This is a genomic window from Bradyrhizobium denitrificans (genome assembly GCF_013179005.1).
Lineage (GTDB): Bacteria > Pseudomonadota > Alphaproteobacteria > Rhizobiales > Xanthobacteraceae > Bradyrhizobium > Bradyrhizobium denitrificans.
Genome location: NZ_JABFDP010000022.1, coordinates 17,220 through 35,398 on the forward strand (window position 1 = coordinate 17,220; position 18,179 = coordinate 35,398).

20 protein-coding genes are annotated in these 18,179 nt (G+C 65.9%); 11 read left to right on the top strand and 9 right to left on the bottom strand.

The annotated features are described in order from the left end of the window. Positions 1 to 22: 22 nt before the first annotated feature. Positions 23 to 1,246 carry a DUF1501 domain-containing protein gene (locus HL671_RS24060; protein WP_172239332.1) on the bottom strand — a complete coding sequence of 408 codons (1,224 nt, stop codon included), beginning with the start codon at positions 1,244 to 1,246 and terminating at the stop codon, positions 23 to 25. Beyond that, complete coding sequence (locus tag HL671_RS24065) at positions 1,243 to 2,778, bottom strand: DUF1800 domain-containing protein (RefSeq protein WP_172239335.1); 1,536 nt, start codon at positions 2,776 to 2,778, stop codon at positions 1,243 to 1,245. Before HL671_RS24065 ends, HL671_RS24060 begins: the two co-directional genes overlap by 4 nt. Before the next feature lie 145 nt (positions 2,779 to 2,923). On the opposite strand from HL671_RS24065, the gene HL671_RS24070 reads away from it, so the two are divergent. Together HL671_RS24070 and HL671_RS24075 are read left to right on the top strand one after the other, a co-directional pair. Continuing rightward, positions 2,924 to 3,145, top strand: a complete 222-nt coding sequence (locus tag HL671_RS24070; RefSeq protein ID WP_041750480.1) for a cysteine-rich CWC family protein — start codon at positions 2,924 to 2,926, stop codon at positions 3,143 to 3,145. After that, on the top strand, positions 3,142 to 3,825 hold the full coding sequence (locus tag HL671_RS24075) for an HAD family hydrolase (RefSeq protein WP_041750479.1): 684 nt from the start codon (positions 3,142 to 3,144) through the stop codon (positions 3,823 to 3,825). The genes HL671_RS24070 and HL671_RS24075 overlap by 4 nt, the downstream gene beginning before the upstream one ends. Positions 3,826 to 3,832: 7 nt before the next feature. Here HL671_RS24075 and HL671_RS24080 read toward each other — a convergent pair whose 3' ends face one another. After that, positions 3,833 to 4,462, bottom strand: coding sequence for a TetR/AcrR family transcriptional regulator (locus tag HL671_RS24080; protein WP_172239338.1), 630 nt, complete (start codon positions 4,460 to 4,462; stop codon positions 3,833 to 3,835). Positions 4,463 to 4,555: 93 nt separating this feature from the next. Here HL671_RS24080 and HL671_RS24085 point away from each other — a divergent pair, with 93 nt between their 5' ends. Beyond that, a complete protein-coding gene (locus tag HL671_RS24085) occupies positions 4,556 to 5,341 on the top strand; it encodes a crotonase/enoyl-CoA hydratase family protein (RefSeq protein ID WP_172239341.1) in 786 nt (261 codons plus the stop codon). Here HL671_RS24085 and HL671_RS24090 read toward each other — a convergent pair. Genes HL671_RS24090 through HL671_RS24100 form a run of 3 tightly spaced genes read right to left on the bottom strand, consistent with a single transcriptional unit; the run spans position 5,338 to position 7,090 of the window. Then, entirely contained in the window at positions 5,338 to 6,033 is a 696-nt protein-coding gene (locus tag HL671_RS24090; protein WP_172239344.1) for a glutathione S-transferase family protein, read from the bottom strand. The two genes, HL671_RS24085 and HL671_RS24090, sit on opposite strands and share 4 nt — an antisense overlap. A 45-nt stretch (positions 6,034 to 6,078) precedes the next feature. Then, a complete protein-coding gene (locus HL671_RS24095) occupies positions 6,079 to 6,318 on the bottom strand; it encodes a hypothetical protein (protein ID WP_012042024.1) in 240 nt (79 codons plus the stop codon). Positions 6,319 to 6,325: 7 nt separating this feature from the next. Then, entirely contained in the window at positions 6,326 to 7,090 is a 765-nt protein-coding gene (locus tag HL671_RS24100; RefSeq protein ID WP_172239347.1) for a sulfite exporter TauE/SafE family protein, read from the bottom strand. Between the two features lie 92 nt (positions 7,091 to 7,182). Here HL671_RS24100 and HL671_RS24105 point away from each other — a divergent pair, with 92 nt between their 5' ends. From HL671_RS24105 to uvrB, 3 genes are all read left to right on the top strand, one after another. Continuing rightward, entirely contained in the window at positions 7,183 to 8,106 is a 924-nt protein-coding gene (locus HL671_RS24105; RefSeq protein WP_012042022.1) for a LysR substrate-binding domain-containing protein, read from the top strand. Between the two features lie 66 nt (positions 8,107 to 8,172). Next, on the top strand, positions 8,173 to 8,385 hold the full coding sequence (locus tag HL671_RS38975; RefSeq protein WP_041750477.1) for a hypothetical protein: 213 nt from the start codon (positions 8,173 to 8,175) through the stop codon (positions 8,383 to 8,385). Positions 8,386 to 8,917: 532 nt separating this feature from the next. Next, positions 8,918 to 12,088: an excinuclease ABC subunit UvrB gene (gene uvrB, locus HL671_RS24110; protein WP_172239350.1), complete on the top strand. Its 3,171-nt coding sequence runs from the start codon at positions 8,918 to 8,920 to the stop codon at positions 12,086 to 12,088. 39 nt (positions 12,089 to 12,127) lie between these two features. On the opposite strand, the gene HL671_RS24115 is transcribed toward uvrB, so the two are convergent. From HL671_RS24115 to HL671_RS24125, 3 genes are all read right to left on the bottom strand, one after another. Beyond that, positions 12,128 to 12,490, bottom strand: a complete 363-nt coding sequence (locus HL671_RS24115; protein ID WP_148221419.1) for a hypothetical protein — start codon at positions 12,488 to 12,490, stop codon at positions 12,128 to 12,130. Positions 12,491 to 13,818: 1,328 nt separating this feature from the next. Then, the gene (locus HL671_RS24120; RefSeq protein ID WP_012042017.1) at positions 13,819 to 14,145 is read right to left on the bottom strand and encodes a hypothetical protein; all 327 of its coding nucleotides are present in this window, start codon (positions 14,143 to 14,145) and stop codon (positions 13,819 to 13,821) included. A gap of 206 nt (positions 14,146 to 14,351) precedes the next feature. Next, the gene (locus HL671_RS24125) at positions 14,352 to 14,582 is read right to left on the bottom strand and encodes a hypothetical protein (protein WP_172239353.1); all 231 of its coding nucleotides are present in this window, start codon (positions 14,580 to 14,582) and stop codon (positions 14,352 to 14,354) included. Positions 14,583 to 14,852: 270 nt separating this feature from the next. On the opposite strand from HL671_RS24125, the gene HL671_RS24130 reads away from it, so the two are divergent. From HL671_RS24130 to HL671_RS24150, 5 genes are all read left to right on the top strand, one after another. Continuing rightward, positions 14,853 to 15,299 carry a nuclear transport factor 2 family protein gene (locus HL671_RS24130; RefSeq protein ID WP_012042015.1) on the top strand — a complete coding sequence of 149 codons (447 nt, stop codon included), beginning with the start codon at positions 14,853 to 14,855 and terminating at the stop codon, positions 15,297 to 15,299. 120 nt (positions 15,300 to 15,419) lie between these two features. After that, positions 15,420 to 15,695 (top strand): hypothetical protein, encoded by a 276-nt coding sequence (locus tag HL671_RS24135; protein WP_012042014.1) that lies wholly within the window; start codon positions 15,420 to 15,422, stop codon positions 15,693 to 15,695. A gap of 187 nt (positions 15,696 to 15,882) precedes the next feature. Next, the gene (locus tag HL671_RS24140) at positions 15,883 to 16,323 is read left to right on the top strand and encodes a nuclear transport factor 2 family protein (protein WP_012042013.1); all 441 of its coding nucleotides are present in this window, start codon (positions 15,883 to 15,885) and stop codon (positions 16,321 to 16,323) included. A 126-nt stretch (positions 16,324 to 16,449) separates the two neighbouring features. Continuing rightward, positions 16,450 to 17,379, top strand: coding sequence for a hypothetical protein (locus tag HL671_RS24145; protein ID WP_012042012.1), 930 nt, complete (start codon positions 16,450 to 16,452; stop codon positions 17,377 to 17,379). 150 nt (positions 17,380 to 17,529) lie between these two features. Continuing rightward, positions 17,530 to 17,952, top strand: coding sequence for a hypothetical protein (locus tag HL671_RS24150; RefSeq protein ID WP_012042011.1), 423 nt, complete (start codon positions 17,530 to 17,532; stop codon positions 17,950 to 17,952). Positions 17,953 to 18,179: the final 227 nt, after the last annotated feature.

Genomic DNA, 18,179 nt, shown 5'->3' on the forward strand with positions numbered 1-18,179 from the left:
GGCTCGGATGGGGCGTCCCGCTTTACGCCACCAGCCCCTTGATCGGCTTCACGGCAGCACTGTCCGGAAACACGCTCTCGCCGAGCGCGCGCTCGCCGAGGCCGAGATGATCGGCGAGCACGCCCTTGAAAACCGCGCGCAGATCCGTCGTCGGCGCGAGGTCGCGGCCCTGATAGAGGCTCGCGGTCTTGAGTGTCGGCCACTCGGCGATCACCCGGCCGCCCTTGACTGCGCCGCCGGCCAGCAGCGCGATGGTGCCGGTGCCGTGATCGGTGCCCTGGGTGCCGTTGATCTTCGCGGTGCGCCCGAATTCGGTGGCGACGACGACCACCGTATCGCGCCAGCGCGCGCCCAGCCCGCTCTCGAATTCGGCGAGCGCGCCATCGAGGCCCGACAGCAATTGCGCCAGCCGGCCGACCGCGCCGCCTTCATTGGCATGGGTGTCCCAACCGTCGAACGCCAGCGCCGCGATGCGCGGACCATCATCCGCGGCCATCAGCTTCGCCGCGCCGCGCGCCACCTGGCGCATCGCCGCGATCTGGTTGCCGCCCGGCTTCGGCTTCATGTCGTCGCCGAACGCGACCTTCTCCAGCTTCAGCCCTTGCGACAGCGCCGCCGCCAGCGCGGGATCACGATGCGTATAGAGCTCGACCAGCCGCATCGCGGTGTCGTCGTCGGCTTGCGGCAACGTCACCGGCGCCCAGCCGACGGTCGGCGCGGCACCGCGCAGCACCAGCGGCGCGGTCGGCCCGACCGCGAGCGCGCTCGACACCCGCACGCCACGCGGCAATGCCTCCAGGGCGCGGTTGAGCCAGCCGGACTGCACCCGGCCGGGCCCTGCGAAGCCGCTTTCGAGCACATCCTGGCCATCGAAATGCGAGCGCTCGCGATAGGGCGTCGCGACCGCATGGATCACCGCGGCCTGCTGGTCGCGATACATGCGCCCAAATTCCGGCATCGACGGATGCAGCGCGAAGAACGCATCCAGCGGCAGCGCCGGATGCGGCCCGTCGGCGGTCAGCGCGATCGCGCCATGCAGCCCGGCATAATCGGGATCGCCGATCGGCGCGACGGTAGCGAGCCCGTCGAGCGCGCCGCGCAGGATCACCACGATCAGCCGCGGATCGCGCTGATCGGCGGCGCGGGCGAATTTCGGCAGATAGGCCCAGGCCGCAAAGGAGGCGCCGGCCAGCAGCACGTGGCGCCGCGAGCTCAACAGCGTCGTCCTGATCTGCTCCATTGTCATCTCCTCTGGAATTCCGGCGACATCAGCAGCAGCGCCAGCGCCTGCTGGCGCTGTTCGGCGCGCTCGATCGTGCGCCTTGTATCGGCGGAGGCGGCGTCGCCCGCGACGAGCTCCAGCATGTCGCGCGGATCGAGATTGTTGCCGAGACGCGACGCGAGCTGCGCCGAGAGGTCGAGCCGCAGCTTCATGCCTTCGGGCGCCGCCCACATCGCATTGGTGTCGGCAAATCCGTTCGGCCCCGCCGGCGCCCACAAGGGCTGGCCGAGCGTATTCAGAGCGTTGAGATAGAAGCCGGGATCTTCAGGCACGCGCGACAGCAGCCGGCCGCCTGCGATCAGGAACTCGTAAGGCGAGCGGATCTTGGTCAGCGGTGCCGACCAGGCTTCGTCGGCATCGATCAACGCCGATGTCACCGCCCTGAGATCGCCGTCGTGGGTCTTGAACACCGCTTCGAGGCGCGCCACCAGCGCAGGCGGCGGATCGTCGGCCACGAAGTGGCGCGCGAGCTTGGTGGCGATGAACTTCGCGGTCGAGGGATGACGCGCGATGTCGGCGAGCGCCGCCTCGCCCTGGGCCACGCCGTCATCCGGATAGACCTTGCCGAGCAGGGTCTGCGGCCCCGGCTGATGCGCATTGGCGTTGAAGACGAAACTGCCGGGGGCTGCGTTGCGGCTGTTGCGCCCGGCAAAGCTCCAGCCGGTGATGATGCGCGCCAGCGATGTCACGTCTTCCTGGGTGTAGCCGCCGCCGACGCCGAGCGTATGCAGCTCCATGATCTCGCGCGCGAGATTTTCGTTCAGACCACGCTTGCGGTTCTGCCCGGCGCGCGAGTCCGGTCCGAGCGATTCCTGGTTGTCGAGGAAGAACAGCATCGCCGGATGCTGCTCGACCGCCTTGAGCATGTCGGCGAAGCGCCCGAGCACATGCGGCCGAATCGCCTCGCGCTCGAACGCCCCCGCCCACATCCGCGCCAGCTCGCCCTTGCCGGCCGAGATGCAGAAATGGTTCGACCAGAACGCCACCAGGCGTTCCGTCACGCCGCAATCGGCCAGCACCGCGCGCTGCAGCCGCGCCAGCGCCTCGGTGCGGAAGGTCTTCTGGACAACGTTGGGCGGCTGCTGCGGCTGCGGCTTGGCTTGGACCGCCTGCATCGCCGGCGCGGCCTCGCCAGCCTGAGGCGACAGGCTTGCCGCCTGCGGGGCGGCGGGCGACGGCGACGCCATCGGCAGATCGGCGCCAGTGGCCGGCGGGTTGCGCGCCTGGCCCGGCTGCTCCGGCGACGCATCTGACTTGGCGGCGGCTTCGCGCGCCCGCTTGACCTCATCCTGATAGGCAAACACGGCCTCGGCGAGGACAGGCGTCGCCTGCAGGCCGGGCAGTTCCAGGAGCGCGCCATTCGGACGGGCCAGCTCGGCCTTGACGAAGCCGCGCGGATCAGACGCCGCATTCATCAGATCGCCGGAGGCGCCGCCGCGCGCGCCGAAGCCGAAGCGGTTCAGCGCGATCAGAGCGCCTTGTGGATCACGCGCCATGGCAAATCCTCATCAGCGAGCCCCCTTGCGCAGATCATCGCGGGGAGCGTGCTCATGCCGCATCCAGACTGCGATAGCGCGGCAGATTGTCACGGACTATACTTGCCGGAGCAGATGAACCGGACATGAAAAGGACTGCCGGGACGTGGTTCCGAACATGACAAATCGTTTAGCAAAGGTTACCGCGCGGCAATTGAGCTGCGAGTCGTGTGGCGCGGAATTCACCTGCGATCCCGGCGGCGCATGCTGGTGCTTCGAGGAAACCGTGCGCCTGCCGCTGCCGGCCGGCGGACAGAGCCGGTTCAAGGACTGCCTGTGCGCGCGCTGCCTGGCCAGGTTGGCGGGCGAAGCGGAGCCGCGCTCATGACGCGCTGGCACGTCGAAGCCGTTTTGCTCGACATGGACGGAACACTGCTCGACACCGAGCAGGTCTACCTCGAGGCATCGATCGCAGCGCTGAATGCGCTCGGCTATCACGACGGCGTTGTCGAGCTCTGTCACGCGATGATCGGAATTCCCGGGCCTGACAACGAGCGCACCTTGCGCGACCATTTCGGCGACAACTTTCCGCTCGTCGAAGTCAACCGCCTGTTTGCCGCCAAGACCGCCGAGATCCTGCAGGCCGGCATGCCGCTGAAGCGCGGCGTCATCGATCTGCTCGATGCGATCGACGCCGCCGGCCTGCCCAAGGCGGTCGTGACCTCGTCGTCGCGCAACACGGCCGCCGAGCATCTTCGCCTGGCCGGCATCGATCATCGGTTCGATGCGGTATTGACCCGGGACGATGTCAGTCGCGCCAAGCCGCATCCGGATCTGTATCTGCTCGCCGCGCAACGCCTCGGCACGCGCGCGCCAGCCTGCGTGGCGATCGAGGATTCCAATCCCGGCGTCGCTGCGGCGCATGCTGCGGGCGCGATCACGCTGATGGTGCCGGACATCGTGCCACCGACCGATCGCTCGCGCGCGACATGCGTGGCGGTGCTGCCGCATCTCGACGCCGTCCGCGAACTGCTCGGAGAGCGCCTGCAGCTGGCATCGCCGACATGACTATTATCTAGCTGCTTCGGCGCGCAGCGGCCCGCTTGCGCGTCGGCCCCGATCGCGAACGCTGCGGCAGGGCCGCGGCAACCAGCGACCGCGCCGCCTCGCCGGCACTCTCCATGTAGCTGGCGTCCCGGTGCAGCAGCACGACCGCGAACGATCCGTCGAGCAGCAGCAGCATCTGCCGCGCGAGCTCGGCGGCGCCGCTGATCCCTTCGGCTTCGAACACTGCCTGCAGCCAGGCCTCGAACTTCTTCTTGTGCGCGGCGCCGATTCGGATCGCGGGATGACCGGGCAGATTGGCCAGCTCCGCCGTCGTGCGCAGGAAGCCGCAGCCGCGCCATTTGGGATGCCGCGCGGCGCGCGCAAGCTGCCGGAAGAGACCGGCCAGCTTGTCGGGCAGCGCTCCCGGGGTCTCCTCGAACCAGCGCTTGAACAGCTCCAGATTGGGCTGGTCGCGCGCCGCCAGATAGGCCGCGACCAGATCGTCCTTGCTGCGGAAATGATAGTACAGAGTCTTCTTGGTGATCGCTGCCTTCTCCGCCACCGCATCGACGCTGACGGCGCGGATGCCTTCGGCATAGAACAGCCGGCTCGCGGCGGCGAGGATGCGCGTCCGGGTCGCCTCGGAGGAACGGGTCATGACGGCACCTTAAGTATACTGACCAGTGAATATACGTTGAGCGTCACGGCGCCTAGTCTCCCGGCGTTCGCTGCCAGCGCGCGAGGAGCCGCCATGACCGACACCGTTCTGCTCGACATCACCGACCGCATCGCCCTGCTCACCCTCAATCGTCCGGAGCGCCTCAACGCGCTCAGCTACCGATTGATCGACGCGCTGATGGCCATGCTCGACCGCATCGAGACCGACGCCGGCGTCAGGGCGATCATCCTCACCGGCGCCGGCGACCGGGCGTTCTCGGCCGGCGCCGACATCCACGAATTCGCCGCGAGCGTCGGCGATGGCCGCAGCGTCGCCTTGCGCGACTTCGTCCGCCGCGGCCAGGCCATGACATCGCGATTGGAGGCCTTCCCGAAGCCGATCATTGCCGCGGTCAACGGGCTCGCCTTCGGCGGCGGCTGCGAGATCACGGAGGCCGTGCATCTGGCGGTCGCGAGCACGCGCGCCAGCTTTGCCAAGTCGGAAATCCGCCTCGGCATGCCTCCGACCTTTGGCGGCACGCAGCGGCTGCCGCGGCTGGTGGGCCGCAAGCGCGGCCTCGAACTGCTGCTGACCGGCGACGCGATCCCGGCGCAGCGCGCAGCGGAGATCGGCCTCGTCAACGCGGTCGTGCCACACGACCAGATGTTGCCGGCCGCGCGCGAACTGGCCCAGCGCATCATCCGCCATGGCCCCGAGGCCGTCACGAGCGTCATCACCGCCGCGACCCGCGGGCTCAACATGGCCATCGGCGAGGGGCTTCAGGTCGAAGGCGAGCAGTTCGGGCGCCTCGTCGGCGGTCGCGAACTGGAGCATGGATTGGCGGCGTGGCGCGAACGAAGGCCGCGCGCGTCGCTCTAGACCGGATAGCCCGGCGAGTTGCGGGCCAATCCGTCGAACGCGTCGAGCAGCCGCTCGCGCCAGGCGTAGACGCTGTCGGTCTCCTCCAGCAGCCGGAACGGGCTTACCACTCGCGCCCATTGGAAGCCGCCGAACACGATGTAATCGGCATAATTGGGCGCGTCGCCGCCGAGGAAGGGCTGCGTCTTCAGCGTCTGGCGCAGCGGCTCCAGCGACTTGCGGAACCCCACGACCGCCTGGTCGCGCGGCGCCATGATCTCTTCGAGACGCTTGCCGAACCGCGCCTCGCGCGACTGACGGAAATAAGCGGCGTCGACGGTGGCCAGGTTGTTCGGAATATCGGCAATGATGAGCGGGAAAATGCCGCCGACGATGGCGATGTCGCCCCACGCGTTGAGGAACCGCGCCATCGCGCGGCCGCCGGCGCCACCGAACAGCGACGGCCGGTCCGGATAGGTGTCCTCCAGATAGGTCGCGATGATCCAGGAATCGGCCACCGCGCGATCGCGGTCGAGCATCACGGGCACCTTCTCCGATCCGTACGGCGCCAGCGCGCTCTTCTCGGTGAAGCGCCAGGGGATCGACTCCGCGCTCAAGCCCTTATGGGCCAGGGCCAGCCGCGAGCGCCAGCAGAACGGACTGAATGGGCGGCCAGCATCGGTGCCGACAAGTTCGAACAGCTTCAGTGCCATGTCTTCGGTACCATGTCCCGGCCTCTCCCCGTGTCACGGCGTTTTCTAGCCGATGCAGCGGCCATTGTCGCGCAACAGCTGCGCGCCCGCCGCGGTGACCGCGACGACCAGCCCTGCGCCGCCGATGGCCGTGCGGGTCACATAGCCGGCGTCGGCCGCATCCTCCCAGATCGTCAGCCGGGGACAGCTTGTGCGCCAGGTCTCGATCACCTCGGCATGGCGGCGCGGCGCGCGCGCGACCCATTCGACGAAGTCCAGCACCAGGGGATCCACATTCGTGCTCATGCTGTCCTCATTCGGCTGCAATGGACCGCTGGGCGATCAGCATCAGCCAGCCGGCATAAAGAATGTAGTAGCTCGCCACGACCGTGATGATGCGGTTCGCCCAGGTCCTGAACTGCTGCTCGCTCATCGACTCCAACAGCCGCCGCGCCAGTGTCGTGCCGAGCATCGAGGCCATCACCGCGATCATCGCGAGCATGGGGTCGAGACTGGCGGCCTGATCGATGATGCCGCCGAAATAGATCAGCTTGGTCAGGTGGCTTGCGACCTGGCACGTGGCCTTCGTCGCAACGATCGACCTGCGGTCGAAGCGCGCGCCGAGAAAGAAGGTATCGAGCAGCGGACCGGACACGCCGGTCATCAGCATCAGCCCCATGCAGATCGTGCCATAGATCGCACCCTGCCAGACACTGTCCGGATCGGGCCTGAGTCCGGCCGGCAACAGCCGCGCCATGAATGGCGTGACGCCGAGCAGCAGCAGCGCCACCGGCTTGTCCGGCACGTAGCGCACCAGCGCCCAGAGGCCGAGCGCCAGCGCGCAGCCGATCAGATACACCGCGACCGGCCGCCAGCGGATATGGCGGCGCCACAGCACCGCGCGCCAGCCATTGGACGCCATCTGGGTGATCGCATGCAGGACCATGGCCGCCGGCAGCGGCAGGATCGCGAGCAGAACACCGATCAGGATCAGCCCGCCGGCCATGCCGAACAGACCCGACAGAAAGGCCGTTGCCACCATCAGTAATCCGAGCGCTGCAATCAGGACGGGCGACATGGCTGATCTCCTCTGCAAGCGAGGATGTCGCACTGGCGGCCGCGGCACAAACCGAGTTATCTTGCCCTCCATCAGTTTTCCTGAGGGCTGGCATGCGGCGGCTTCTGTTTCTGAACGGCATCAAGGCATTCGAGGCGGCAGCCCGCACCGGCAGCTTCGCCGCGGCGGGCACCGAGCTCAACGTCTCGGCCGCCGCGATCAGCCGCATGGTCAACCTGCTGGAGCAGCGCCTCGGCGTCGTCCTGTTCGAGCGCAAGGCCAACCGGCTGGCGCTCACCGCGGCCGGCCGCGCCTATCAGAGCGGGCTCACCCCGATCTTCGACGCGTTGTCCAGCCTGACCGCGCAGATCATGGCGCCGTCGTCGATGCGCGTGCTGACGCTGGGCGTCGGACCGACCTTCGCGATGAAATGGCTGATCCCGCGGCTCGCCGATTTCAGCGAGGAGGAGCCCGACATCGAGGTGCGCATCACCACCGGCGGCGCGGCCGTGCCGTTTGGCGACGATTGGAGCTGCGGCATCCGACTGGGCGATGGCGCCTGGCCGGGGCTCGTCGCCGAACCGCTGTTTGCCGCCGACCTCGTGCCGGTATGCACGCCGCGGCTGGCTGCAACCCTGAAGCGACCGAGTGACCTCAAAGGACCAAGCCTGCTGCGGGTGTCCCATGCCGCCGAGGACTGGTCACTTTGGTTGAAGGCTGCCGGAGTCTCGCGCATCACAGCACGAGGTACGGAGTTTCAGTATTACGGCCATGCGCTGCAAGCGGCTATCGACGGGCTTGGCGTCGCGATGGGCATCCGCCCCTACATCGATGACGATCTCGCCGCCGGACGTTTGGTCGCACCCTTTGCTCTGACGGTGCCAAAAGGCGAGCGTTGGTATCTCGTCTATCGCAGCTTTCAAGCTGGCCAGCGCGACTTCACCGCCTTCCGGCGCTGGATCATGCAGGCGGCGGCACTGTCCGCGACACGGAATTCTCAGCGCAAGGAGGCCAGCAAAAAAGATGCAGCGGTGTGAACCCGTTCACATGTAGTTCGACGTATTAATGCTGTCATCGCCGTTCATCATATCCAGGGCTGGACAATGACGAACTTGTACGAAGATTTTGCCATAGAATCCTTCGAAGCAGGGCGCGGCTTGTGGCACGCACGAATCCGCCGCGTCGATATGTCTCCTGTGGTGATTAATGGTGTTTCGTTTCCCTCGGTCGAGGTCGGCTTTGCATGGTCGGATGCAGATAGGGCCGTGGCCGACGCCAAGAGTCATATCGACCGGTTCCGCACGCGGTGGTCATAGTGCGGCGGATTTGCAGCCGATCCAAGATATCGACCAAACCCCGTGAAAAGACGGATAGCGCGGTACGGAGCAATCTCCGACAGTAGGAGCTTACCGAAGCCACGTCGATCCGAGCATTCATACCCATCATTCGAAATGCCAAGCGTATTGGTAATGCGGACTGCAATTCATGGCTGAGCCTGCCCTCAAACACCTGACCTACTCCGTTCGAACGCGATGCCCTGATTGCGATGGGGAACTGAGCATTCTGAGCGTCATCAATGGCCGCGGCGGTTCCGAGTATTGGGCGCTGCAATGCGTCGCCTGCCAGGGCGTCCATCTCGACATCGTCGAGCCTCCGACCCGTCATTAGCGTCGTCGTGGCGGCGCCCTGCGGCGCCGCCACTCCGTCCGGGGATGATCCGGCACCGCCGGGCGCCCTGCGCCGGCGACTTGTCCACAAGCCGTGCTGCTGCCACCATGCTGTCAGCAAGGTGCTGGCTGTCGTGCAATCGCTCTTTCATGTCGGCGCCTCCGGTCCCATATTCGGCGCATGGCGAAGACCTCCGACACTCCCAAGAAGCCTGGCCGAACTCCGAAATCCAAAGCGCACCGCCCGGACGTGCAGCCGATCGCGCCGGCGCTCGCCGAACTGCTCAACCCCGCCATCAATCGGGGCGAGAGCGGCATCGGTTCCTCAACGGGATTGAAGCCGCCGCCCGACAATTCGTGGGACCGTCGCAGCGGCGGCGAGGCGGCCGCGCATCGTGCCCGCGCGTCGACCAAAGGCAAGGGGGCCGATATCGCCGGCCGCGATGCAGCCGACCATCCGATGCCGCTGCGGCCCAATCCCCCGCCGGCTGGAGCTCGTCCGCTCGCGGCTGCGGACGGCGCCGCCGCGACGCCGGGAGATGACGGGTCGAGCACCACGGATGAAAGCCAGGCGCTGACCGGCCTCGCTGAAGCTCCGCAGGCGACATACGGCACGGCCGCCACCATCCCGACGCTCGATCCCGAGCTGGCGCGGCAGCTCGGGCTGCCGACCGCCGAGGATGACGAGGAGGCGCTGGCGCGACCGCCGCGCAACAAGATGGAGGCGCTGGGGGTCAAGGCCACGGCCGAGGCGCTGGAGGCCCTGATCCGCGAGGGCCGCCCCGAGTTCCGCAGGGACGACGGCTCGCTGAAACTGTGGACGCCCCATCGGCCGCCACGCCCGGACAAGTCGGAAGGCGGCGTCCGCTTCGAGATCAAATCGGCCTACGAGCCCAAGGGCGATCAGCCGCAGGCGATCGCGGAACTGGTCGAGGGCATCAATCGCAACGACCGCACCCAAGTGCTGCTCGGCGTCACCGGCTCGGGCAAGACCTACACCATGGCCAAGGTGATCGAGGCGACACAGCGCCCGGCGATCATTCTCGCCCCCAACAAGACGCTCGCTGCGCAGCTCTATGGCGAGTTCAAGAGCTTCTTCCCGGACAATGCGGTCGAGTACTTCGTCTCGTATTACGACTATTACCAGCCCGAGGCCTACGTCCCGCGCACCGACACCTATATCGAGAAGGACTCCTCGATCAACGAGCAGATCGACCGGATGCGCCACGCCGCGACGCGTGCGCTGCTGGAGCGGGACGACGTCATCATCGTCGCCTCGGTGTCCTGCATCTACGGTATCGGCTCGGTCGAGACCTACACCGCGATGACCTTTGCGCTGAAGAAGGGCGAGCGCATCGACCAGCGCCAGCTGATCGCCGATCTGGTCGCTCTGCAATACAAGCGCACCCAGCACGATTTCACTCGCGGCACCTTTCGGGTGCGCGGCGACGTCGTCGACATCTTCCCGGCGCACTACGAGGACCGCGCTTGGCGGGTGAACCTGTTCGGCGACACCGTCGAGAATATCGAGGAGTTCGATCCGCTCACCGGCCACAAGCAGGACGAGCTCGAATTCATCAAGGTCTACGCCAATTCGCACTATGTCACGCCGCGGCCGACCCTGGTGCAGGCGATCAAGTCGATCAAGCACGAGCTCAAGATCCGGCTCGACCAGTTGCACGCCCAGGGCCGCCTGCTGGAGGCGCAGCGGCTGGAGCAGCGCACCACCTTCGACATCGAGATGATGGAAGCGACCGGAAGTTGCGCCGGCATCGAGAACTATTCGCGCTATCTGACCGGCCGCCGCCCCGGCGAGCCGCCGCCGACCCTGTTCGAATACGTGCCCGACAATGCGCTGGTGTTCGCCGACGAGAGCCACGTCACCATCCCGCAGATCGGCGGCATGTTCCGCGGCGACTTCCGCCGCAAGGCGACCTTGGCTGAATACGGCTTCCGCCTGCCCTCCTGCATGGACAACCGCCCGTTGCGGTTCGAGGAATGGGACATGATGCGGCCGCAGACGGTGGCCGTCTCCGCGACGCCCGGCGGCTGGGAGCTGAACGAGGCCGGTGGCGTGTTCGTCGAGCAGGTCATCCGTCCGACCGGACTGATCGACCCGCCGGTCGACATCCGTCCCGCCCGCACCCAGGTCGACGATCTGCTCGGCGAGGTCCGCGCCACCGCGCAGAAGGGCTATCGCTCGCTGATCACGGTGCTGACCAAGCGCATGGCCGAGGACCTCACCGAATATCTGCACGAGCAGGGCATCCGCGTCCGCTACATGCACAGCGACATCGACACGATCGAGCGCATCGAGATCATCCGGGACCTCCGGCTCGGCGCGTTCGATGCGCTGGTCGGCATCAACCTGCTGCGCGAGGGCCTCGACATTCCCGAATGCGCGCTGGTCGCCATCCTCGACGCCGACAAGGAAGGTTTTCTGCGCAGCGAGACCTCGCTGATCCAGACCATCGGCCGCGCCGCCCGCAACGTCGACGGCAAGGTGATCCTCTACGCCGACCAGATGACCGGCTCGATGGAGCGCGCCATCGCCGAGACCAACCGTCGCCGCGAGAAGCAGGTCGAGTACAACACGGCCCACGGCATCACGCCGGAGAGCGTCAAGAAGTCGATCGGCGACATCCTCAACTCGGTCTATGAGCGCGACCACGTGCTGGTCGAGACCGGCGGAGGCACCACCACCGACGACGTGATCTCGATCGGGCACAATTTCGAGACCGTGCTGGCCGATCTCGAAACCCGCATGCGCGAAGCCGCCGCGGATCTCAACTTCGAAGAGGCGGCCCGCCTGCGCGACGAGGTCAAGCGCCTGCGCGCCACCGAGCTCGCCGTCGTCGACGATCCCACCGCCAAGCAGCGCACCGTGCAGGGCAAGGCCGGCGCCTATGCCGGCACCAGGAAATACGGCGACGCCGCCAATTTGCCGACCACAGCGATGAAGGGACGGGGCTCTGCCCGGAGCTCCTCGTCCCGCACCGGCGGTCCCTCCGTTCCCTCCCCCCTCGTGGGGGAGGGTCAGGGAGGGGGGCCCACGAGTCGCGGCGGCCGTGGCAAGTCCGGCAACCGCGACCCGCTCGCGCCATCGCTCGACGATATCCTCAGCGGCGGCTCACGCAGCGCCTCCAAAGTCCACAAGCCCCATCTCGACGAGATGCACGGCCCGGAATCCCTGCCCTACCGTCCCAATGCCAAGCTGCCGCCAAAGCCCTTCGGCGGCAGCAGCAAGATCATCCAGCCGACCAACTCCCGCGAGTCCGGCCCCGAATTCGGCCCCGCCCCGCGCTCGACCGGCGGTGCTCCGGGAAAGCGCGGCGGGTGGAAGAAGCGGTAGACGCAGCTTGAGGGCTCACTCGGAACAGCAAGCAGCTGATCAGAACGTCGTTCCATTGCGGCGGCGCACGGTCACTTCAATGCCGTGGCCTGCCATACAGCTCTTGTAGGCCGCCCCCTGAGCCTCGCTGGCCTGCATGTTCTTCCATTGCTGAGCGGTGACGCCCGCCTGCGCCAGACAGGCGGCCTTGACCTTGCCTGCGTCTGTGCGACCGCCGCTGTCCCGGCACAATCGATATGGCTCGGCCTTTTCGGCCGGTACGGCATAGGCGCGCCACTGCTCCGGAGTGAAGCCGTATTTCTTCATGCAGGCCAAGGCCTGCGGTGTGTCATTGCGTGCCTCGGCGTGCAGCGCCGTTGCCGTCAGTGTCGAGAGCAAAACGATCAATGGAATTGTCTTCAACGAACTGTCCCTTTCAGATTGGGTGGTGATGAAGTGACGCTGCGAGGACAAGCAGCCCAATGACCCACTCGAAACAGCTGCCGGGCCCGTGACCAGAACGACGCCGTTGAGGCGAAACAGACAGACGAACTTCAATGCAAAACGAATTACAAAATTTGATAAACTACCACCGACTCATTCAAGGACCGAATAGCAGGAATCACCCCGAAACGACAGGGCGGCCGTCGATCTCGGCGACCTGATCAGGCGCCGCGCAACAGGCCAGTAGGGCCTCTGCACCGCATCATCAGCACCTGTCCTGTCAGAGACACGCGGGCCCTCCGCCTATCTGTGCAGCGCCAACGAAGGCCGCGTGCCTTTGTCCCCCCGAGAGGGGCTGAGGGCTTGACCCGCCCGTCGGGCAAATCGGCCCGCCCGTTGCAAACGCCGTCCAGCCCTTCGGATAAAAATAAATCCTTTGGCGGCTTCGCCAAATCAGCATTATGGTCCATCCCGTTCCGTTGCGTCGGAGGGGACGTATCGCGGTCGTCACGGACGTCGGCAGCGGAATGCGGTGGGCGTGTCGGGTCGCAGCGTGACTGATGGTTGCGCCGACGAACGATCCGGCTCGCACGGTGAAGTCGCGTGGTCCTGGCCTCCCGGTGCTGAGGTCAAGCCTGCAGGTTTGCGGTGAGCGCTGCCGGCGGGTGATGGGGGCAAGACAGCCGGTCCCCAGGGAGATCGCGTATAAGTCGTAAAGCCATCGCGCAGGGAGGGCCGGACGTTTTCGGCCAGACCTGTGGTGACTGCCGCCTGCTTTCTTTTCTGCAGGCGGGCCACGGGCGCGGCCAGCGCCCGGCCTTCCCTGCCCCCTTCTGTCTGGAGGGCGAAGACGAAATCAAAGCTCGGACGCAAAACGCGCCGCGAGATCGCGGACGTGCGCTGCGGATGGACGTTTAACGACGGAGGAAAGCTGGTGATCGTCATGAAAGAAGCCGCAGCCGTCGTTGCGAGCAAAGCGACCTGTCCGCGGCGGCTCGCAGAGCGAAGGCGGAAGCGATCGAGAGTCGCGAGCTGGACTCTGGATTGCTTCGTCGCTGCGCTCCTCGCAATGACGGCGTGCGGGGCGGGCCGATCGCAACAACTGAGCTGTCATCGTCCGGCTTGACGAGGCGATCCGGTACGCTGAAACGGCTGTGCGACATCGATGGCCGCAGCGCATTCGATTCCTCGCTTTCGCGGGGGAATACAGCGGAGGTAGCGATACGCTTTGCGCTCAGCTCGCGAGCAAGCTGCGTAGAGCGGGCTGTTTGACACGTTGAGGAGGATCGAGAGCGGCGGGCGGCCACTCACCCCATCGTGAGCGCGGCGATCGACAGCAGCGAGAGCATCACGGTCGACGTCAACAGCTGCAGCGAGACCTTCGGCTGCGTGCGCCAGCGCAGCACCTTGTCGGCGAGGCCGAGCGAGGCATCGAAAAACTCCGCAGCATAGGCCTGTTTGAACAGGCGCGGATGGCGCGGTCCCAGCAGCGCGGTCAGCAGCACGTGGATGACCGTCGCGATCGTCACGAAGCCGATGATGCCCGGTCGCAAGGCGCTGCTGTGCGCGACCTTGAGGATCAGCGCGGCACCGGCATAGGTCGGGATGGCCTGCAACAACGCAGTCAGCGCCATTCCTTCCAACAGATTGAGGGTGGGCGCCTTCGGCGCAGACGAGCTGGGAGACGAAGCGGCAAGCATGACGAACATCCAGTTGCGGAGGTCCTCGGGGCGAGGACCGGATCGCAATCGAATAAGCCACACGGGCTGCGTCGAACGTGACGATTGTCACTCACGCTCAAGGGAGGCGCCGGATGAACGCACGCCCGGGCTGGCGCGAGCTACATCCGCCCCTGGCCGTTCACCTGGGTCTGCTGTTGCTGACGATCCTGCTCCTTGGCGCGATGCCGGCCATAGAGGCAGCCGGCGGCGGCACCGAGCATGCCGTGGTGACCGGCATAATGGCCGGCGACGCCGCCGACGATGGCGCCCTTGATGCAGCCCTTGGCCTCGGCAGCCTGGGTGGAAAGCAGCGCCAGCGCCGCGACGGACATGGCAAGCATGGTCTTCATGATCGAGCTCCGCAGATGTTTGCGGTCTAACGACGGGGGCGCAACCCGGTTCCGCGGGGGACCATGACGCCGCGGCGGGCGCGAACCTTTTGGCCGCGCGGGTGACCTACGCCTTGAGAGAACGGACCGCGCCTGCTGCGGGTCGCCAAGCTTCTGTTCACCGTGCCGGCGCTTTTCGCGGCCGGACGTGACGAGAGCCGATTGACGGTCGCGCGCCCCCCTCTTCAGAAAGTCCGGTGCAAGCGTGGGCTTTCCCGTCATGGAGACAGGATGATCGAGCACATCAACAAGCAGCGCGTGCGCAAGCTGCTCGAGGCCCATGCCGCCGGCGATTTCGACGCGGTCCTGGCCCATTGCAGCGAGGACATCGAGCATTTCGCCTCGGCGCCGATCGACATCTTTCCCCATCTCGGCCGCCGCGTCGGCAAGGCCGAGGTGCGGCAGATGTGGGAGATGACGCGCAGCCGCTATGCCGATGTCAGGCACGAGATCAAGACCATGATCTGCGAAGGCGACCAGGTTGCCGCCGACCTGCGCATCTTCCTCCGCAAACGCGACAATGACCGCATCGTGCAATACGACCTCGCCGCCTTCTACACCCTGCGCGACGGCCGCATCAGCCGTATCCGCGAGATCATGGATACATTCGACCTGGTGCAGCAGGTGCTCGAATGCGATCTCGGCCGGCTGCTGATCGCAGGCACCGCCCGCCCCTGAGGCCAGCGCGACGCGGATCACCGCCGATCACGCAAACGTCACTGGCACCAGGTTCCGCTCATTGAACCTCGCCTCTGCGCCCCGAACCCATCAGCGGGCGGTTGATGGGGCATGGCTGAGATGAGAATCGCGTTCCTCGCGATAGCGGGACTGATCATGGGCGTCGTGGGCGGCGCCACGGTGGGCATCGGCCTCGGACTGGGGTGGATCCAGCTGTTCAATAGCAGCGAATTCGAAGGCTACGCCGGCATGCTGGTGGTCTTCACCTTCATGCCGCTCGGCGCACTGATCGGCGGCCTCGGCGGGGCAACCCTGTTCGGCATGGCCGCCTTACGCGAGCATGAGGCAACCATTGCGCGTCAGCGCATGGGTCACGAGGGCGTTAACGAGGCGTGAATGCCGGAAGCCTTGCCATCGCAACACGGACACGCATTTGTGCGATGCGAAAACAAGCCTTGCGTGTGTCGCTGTTTCGCGTATCTGGTGCAGCGGAATGAGATTCGGTGCCCGGCGCGACTCCATCGACGATGTCGCCTGCAGACTGGTGCGCCGCCTTGCAAGCCAGATCAGGATCACCATCAGGATGACGGAGCACAGCCTCTGGCGTCTGTCGCACGCATTGCATCGCGCGATCAACGAACGCCATTTCGACCCGCTCGCCGAACTCATCGACGACGACATCGACTGGGCCATCTACGGCCCGATCGACATGTTTCCCTTCCTCGGCGCGCGGCTCGGCAAAGAGGCCGTGCTCGATGCCATCCGCCAGATCGCCGACCATGTGCGCATCCGGAAGCTGGAGCGTGAGACCCTGATGCTGGGTGACAGCACCGCCGCCACCATGGTCCGCTGCGCGATGACCACACAGCATTCGGACAAGCCGATCACAACACGTCTCGCGCAATTCCTGCAGTTTCGCGCCGGCAAGCTGGCGCGGCTGCGGATCCTGATCGACACCTTCGATCTGGTCGAGCAGACCTTGGGCCATCCGATCGACCTGCCGCGGATCGGCAGCTTCGCCTGACCTTCCGTCGCAGAGTTGTATAAATTTGATATACAACCAAACACATCGTGATTGGTGCGGTCATAATTTTGCGCCAAGATTCAACCATATTCCGACGGACAGGTTCGGGCGGCGGGGGTTGCTCTCATGATATCGTGTGGTCGCGCGCTGGCGGTTATCACAGCCAGCTTTGGGCTCACTGCGGCCGCCGCCCAGGCGCAGACATTGATGCAGGCAACGCCACAGTTGCAAATCACGCCGTGGCAGCAAATCGCCCCCGCGCCTCAGGACGGCGACGAGGATGGACCGGACAATCAAGCAGCGGCCGTCGATCCGATGCAGGATATCGACGTCAGCAAGCTCGACTGGACTCAACTCGCGATCGACGAGACGACCTTTCTCGACCGGCCTGAAGCCGCAGCCGCGAAACGAAAAGCCGCCGCAGAAAAGGCCGCCGCGCTTGACTGGGCCAACCAGAACAAGGGCGCTGCAACAGGCGTGTCAGTCAAGCAATCGGTCTCACCGTTCTGGGATGCGCGCGTCGGCGCTGACATGACCGTCGCGCGACAACCGACAACGATGTCCGAACTGCTGGCCGAGAAAGCCGAGAACGGCGGCAACGCTCCGCAATCCGGCGGCTCGGCCTGGGCCGCCGTCACCGCACCGGGCGCCGGCTCCATCTGGGACAAGACAGCAATCGAGGCGCGCGTCGATCCCAGCTCGGACCAGAGCCGGATCGGCACCACCATCACCAAGGCGGTGCCGATTGATCACTACAATCTGACTCTGCAGAACGGCTACAATGTCACGCAACAGGGCATGGTGCCGATTCCGGGCGCAGCGCCGCGCTCCAGTCGCAGCTTCGATACCGAACAATCCGCGAAACTATCCATCCAGGATACTGGTACGAGTGTCACCGCCGGGCAGACGCTGTCGTCCAGTGACGACAAATGGCTGCGCAAGATCGGCGCCGAGCAGAAGCTGTCCGATGGCCTCAGCGTATCGGGCTCGATCGGCGAGACGGCGCAAGGCGGCACCAGCAAAAGTATCTCCGCCGGCTTCAAACGGAGCTGGTGAGCTTGACAATTGTGGCGACTTGCCACGAATGATCGAACCGCTGCCGCAGCTTCGCCGCGATGTGGCCCAATTTGGCCGCACTGATAGGTTTTAGGTTTTCGTCGTGCGGGGACACCGCGCTCGCTTGAACGCGAAATGAGGAATGAGCCGATGAATGTTATCCGTCCGGACAAGATCGAGGGAACTGAAACCGAGCTGGATCCGGATCTGGCGGCAGTGTCCGAAGTCGAGGCCGGCATTCGTGATTTCGTCCGTAACGACATCGCTTACCTGCGCCGTCCGAATGCCACCGCAGCAGCAGCCACAGCTGAGCCTGCGATCGATGCGGATGCGGCGGTCAACAGCGTCACGTCGCTGATCCAGCGCGTCGCGGGGACCTCGCTGTCGGAGATCGAGAACCTGATCGGGGAGCTCGAGAGCCTGCGCGAACTGCTGCATGCTGAAGGCCAGCGCGTTCAGCGCGAGATCGCGAGCTACGCCCAGCTCAGTCAGGCCGCGATGAAATCCACCCGCGCCATCGCCGAGAATGTGACGCAGTGGAAGCGCGCGGCCGACGGCCTGCGCAACAGCTGAGCCCTTCCTGAGAGTTCATCGAGAACCGTCGCGCGTGGCCTCGCGCGGCGGTTTTCGTTGTAGCGAAGGGATGTCGCCGGCAATGACGCGCCCCATCGTCCGCCGGGCGCGTCGTCAGGGCTGATCTTGATAAAGGCAACAGGCCGAGGAAGGTTCAACCTCGTCCACCGCACCAAGGGCGGTGGTTGCTGAGACCGAGGCGATCCGCGTCATCGGATCGGGTCAAT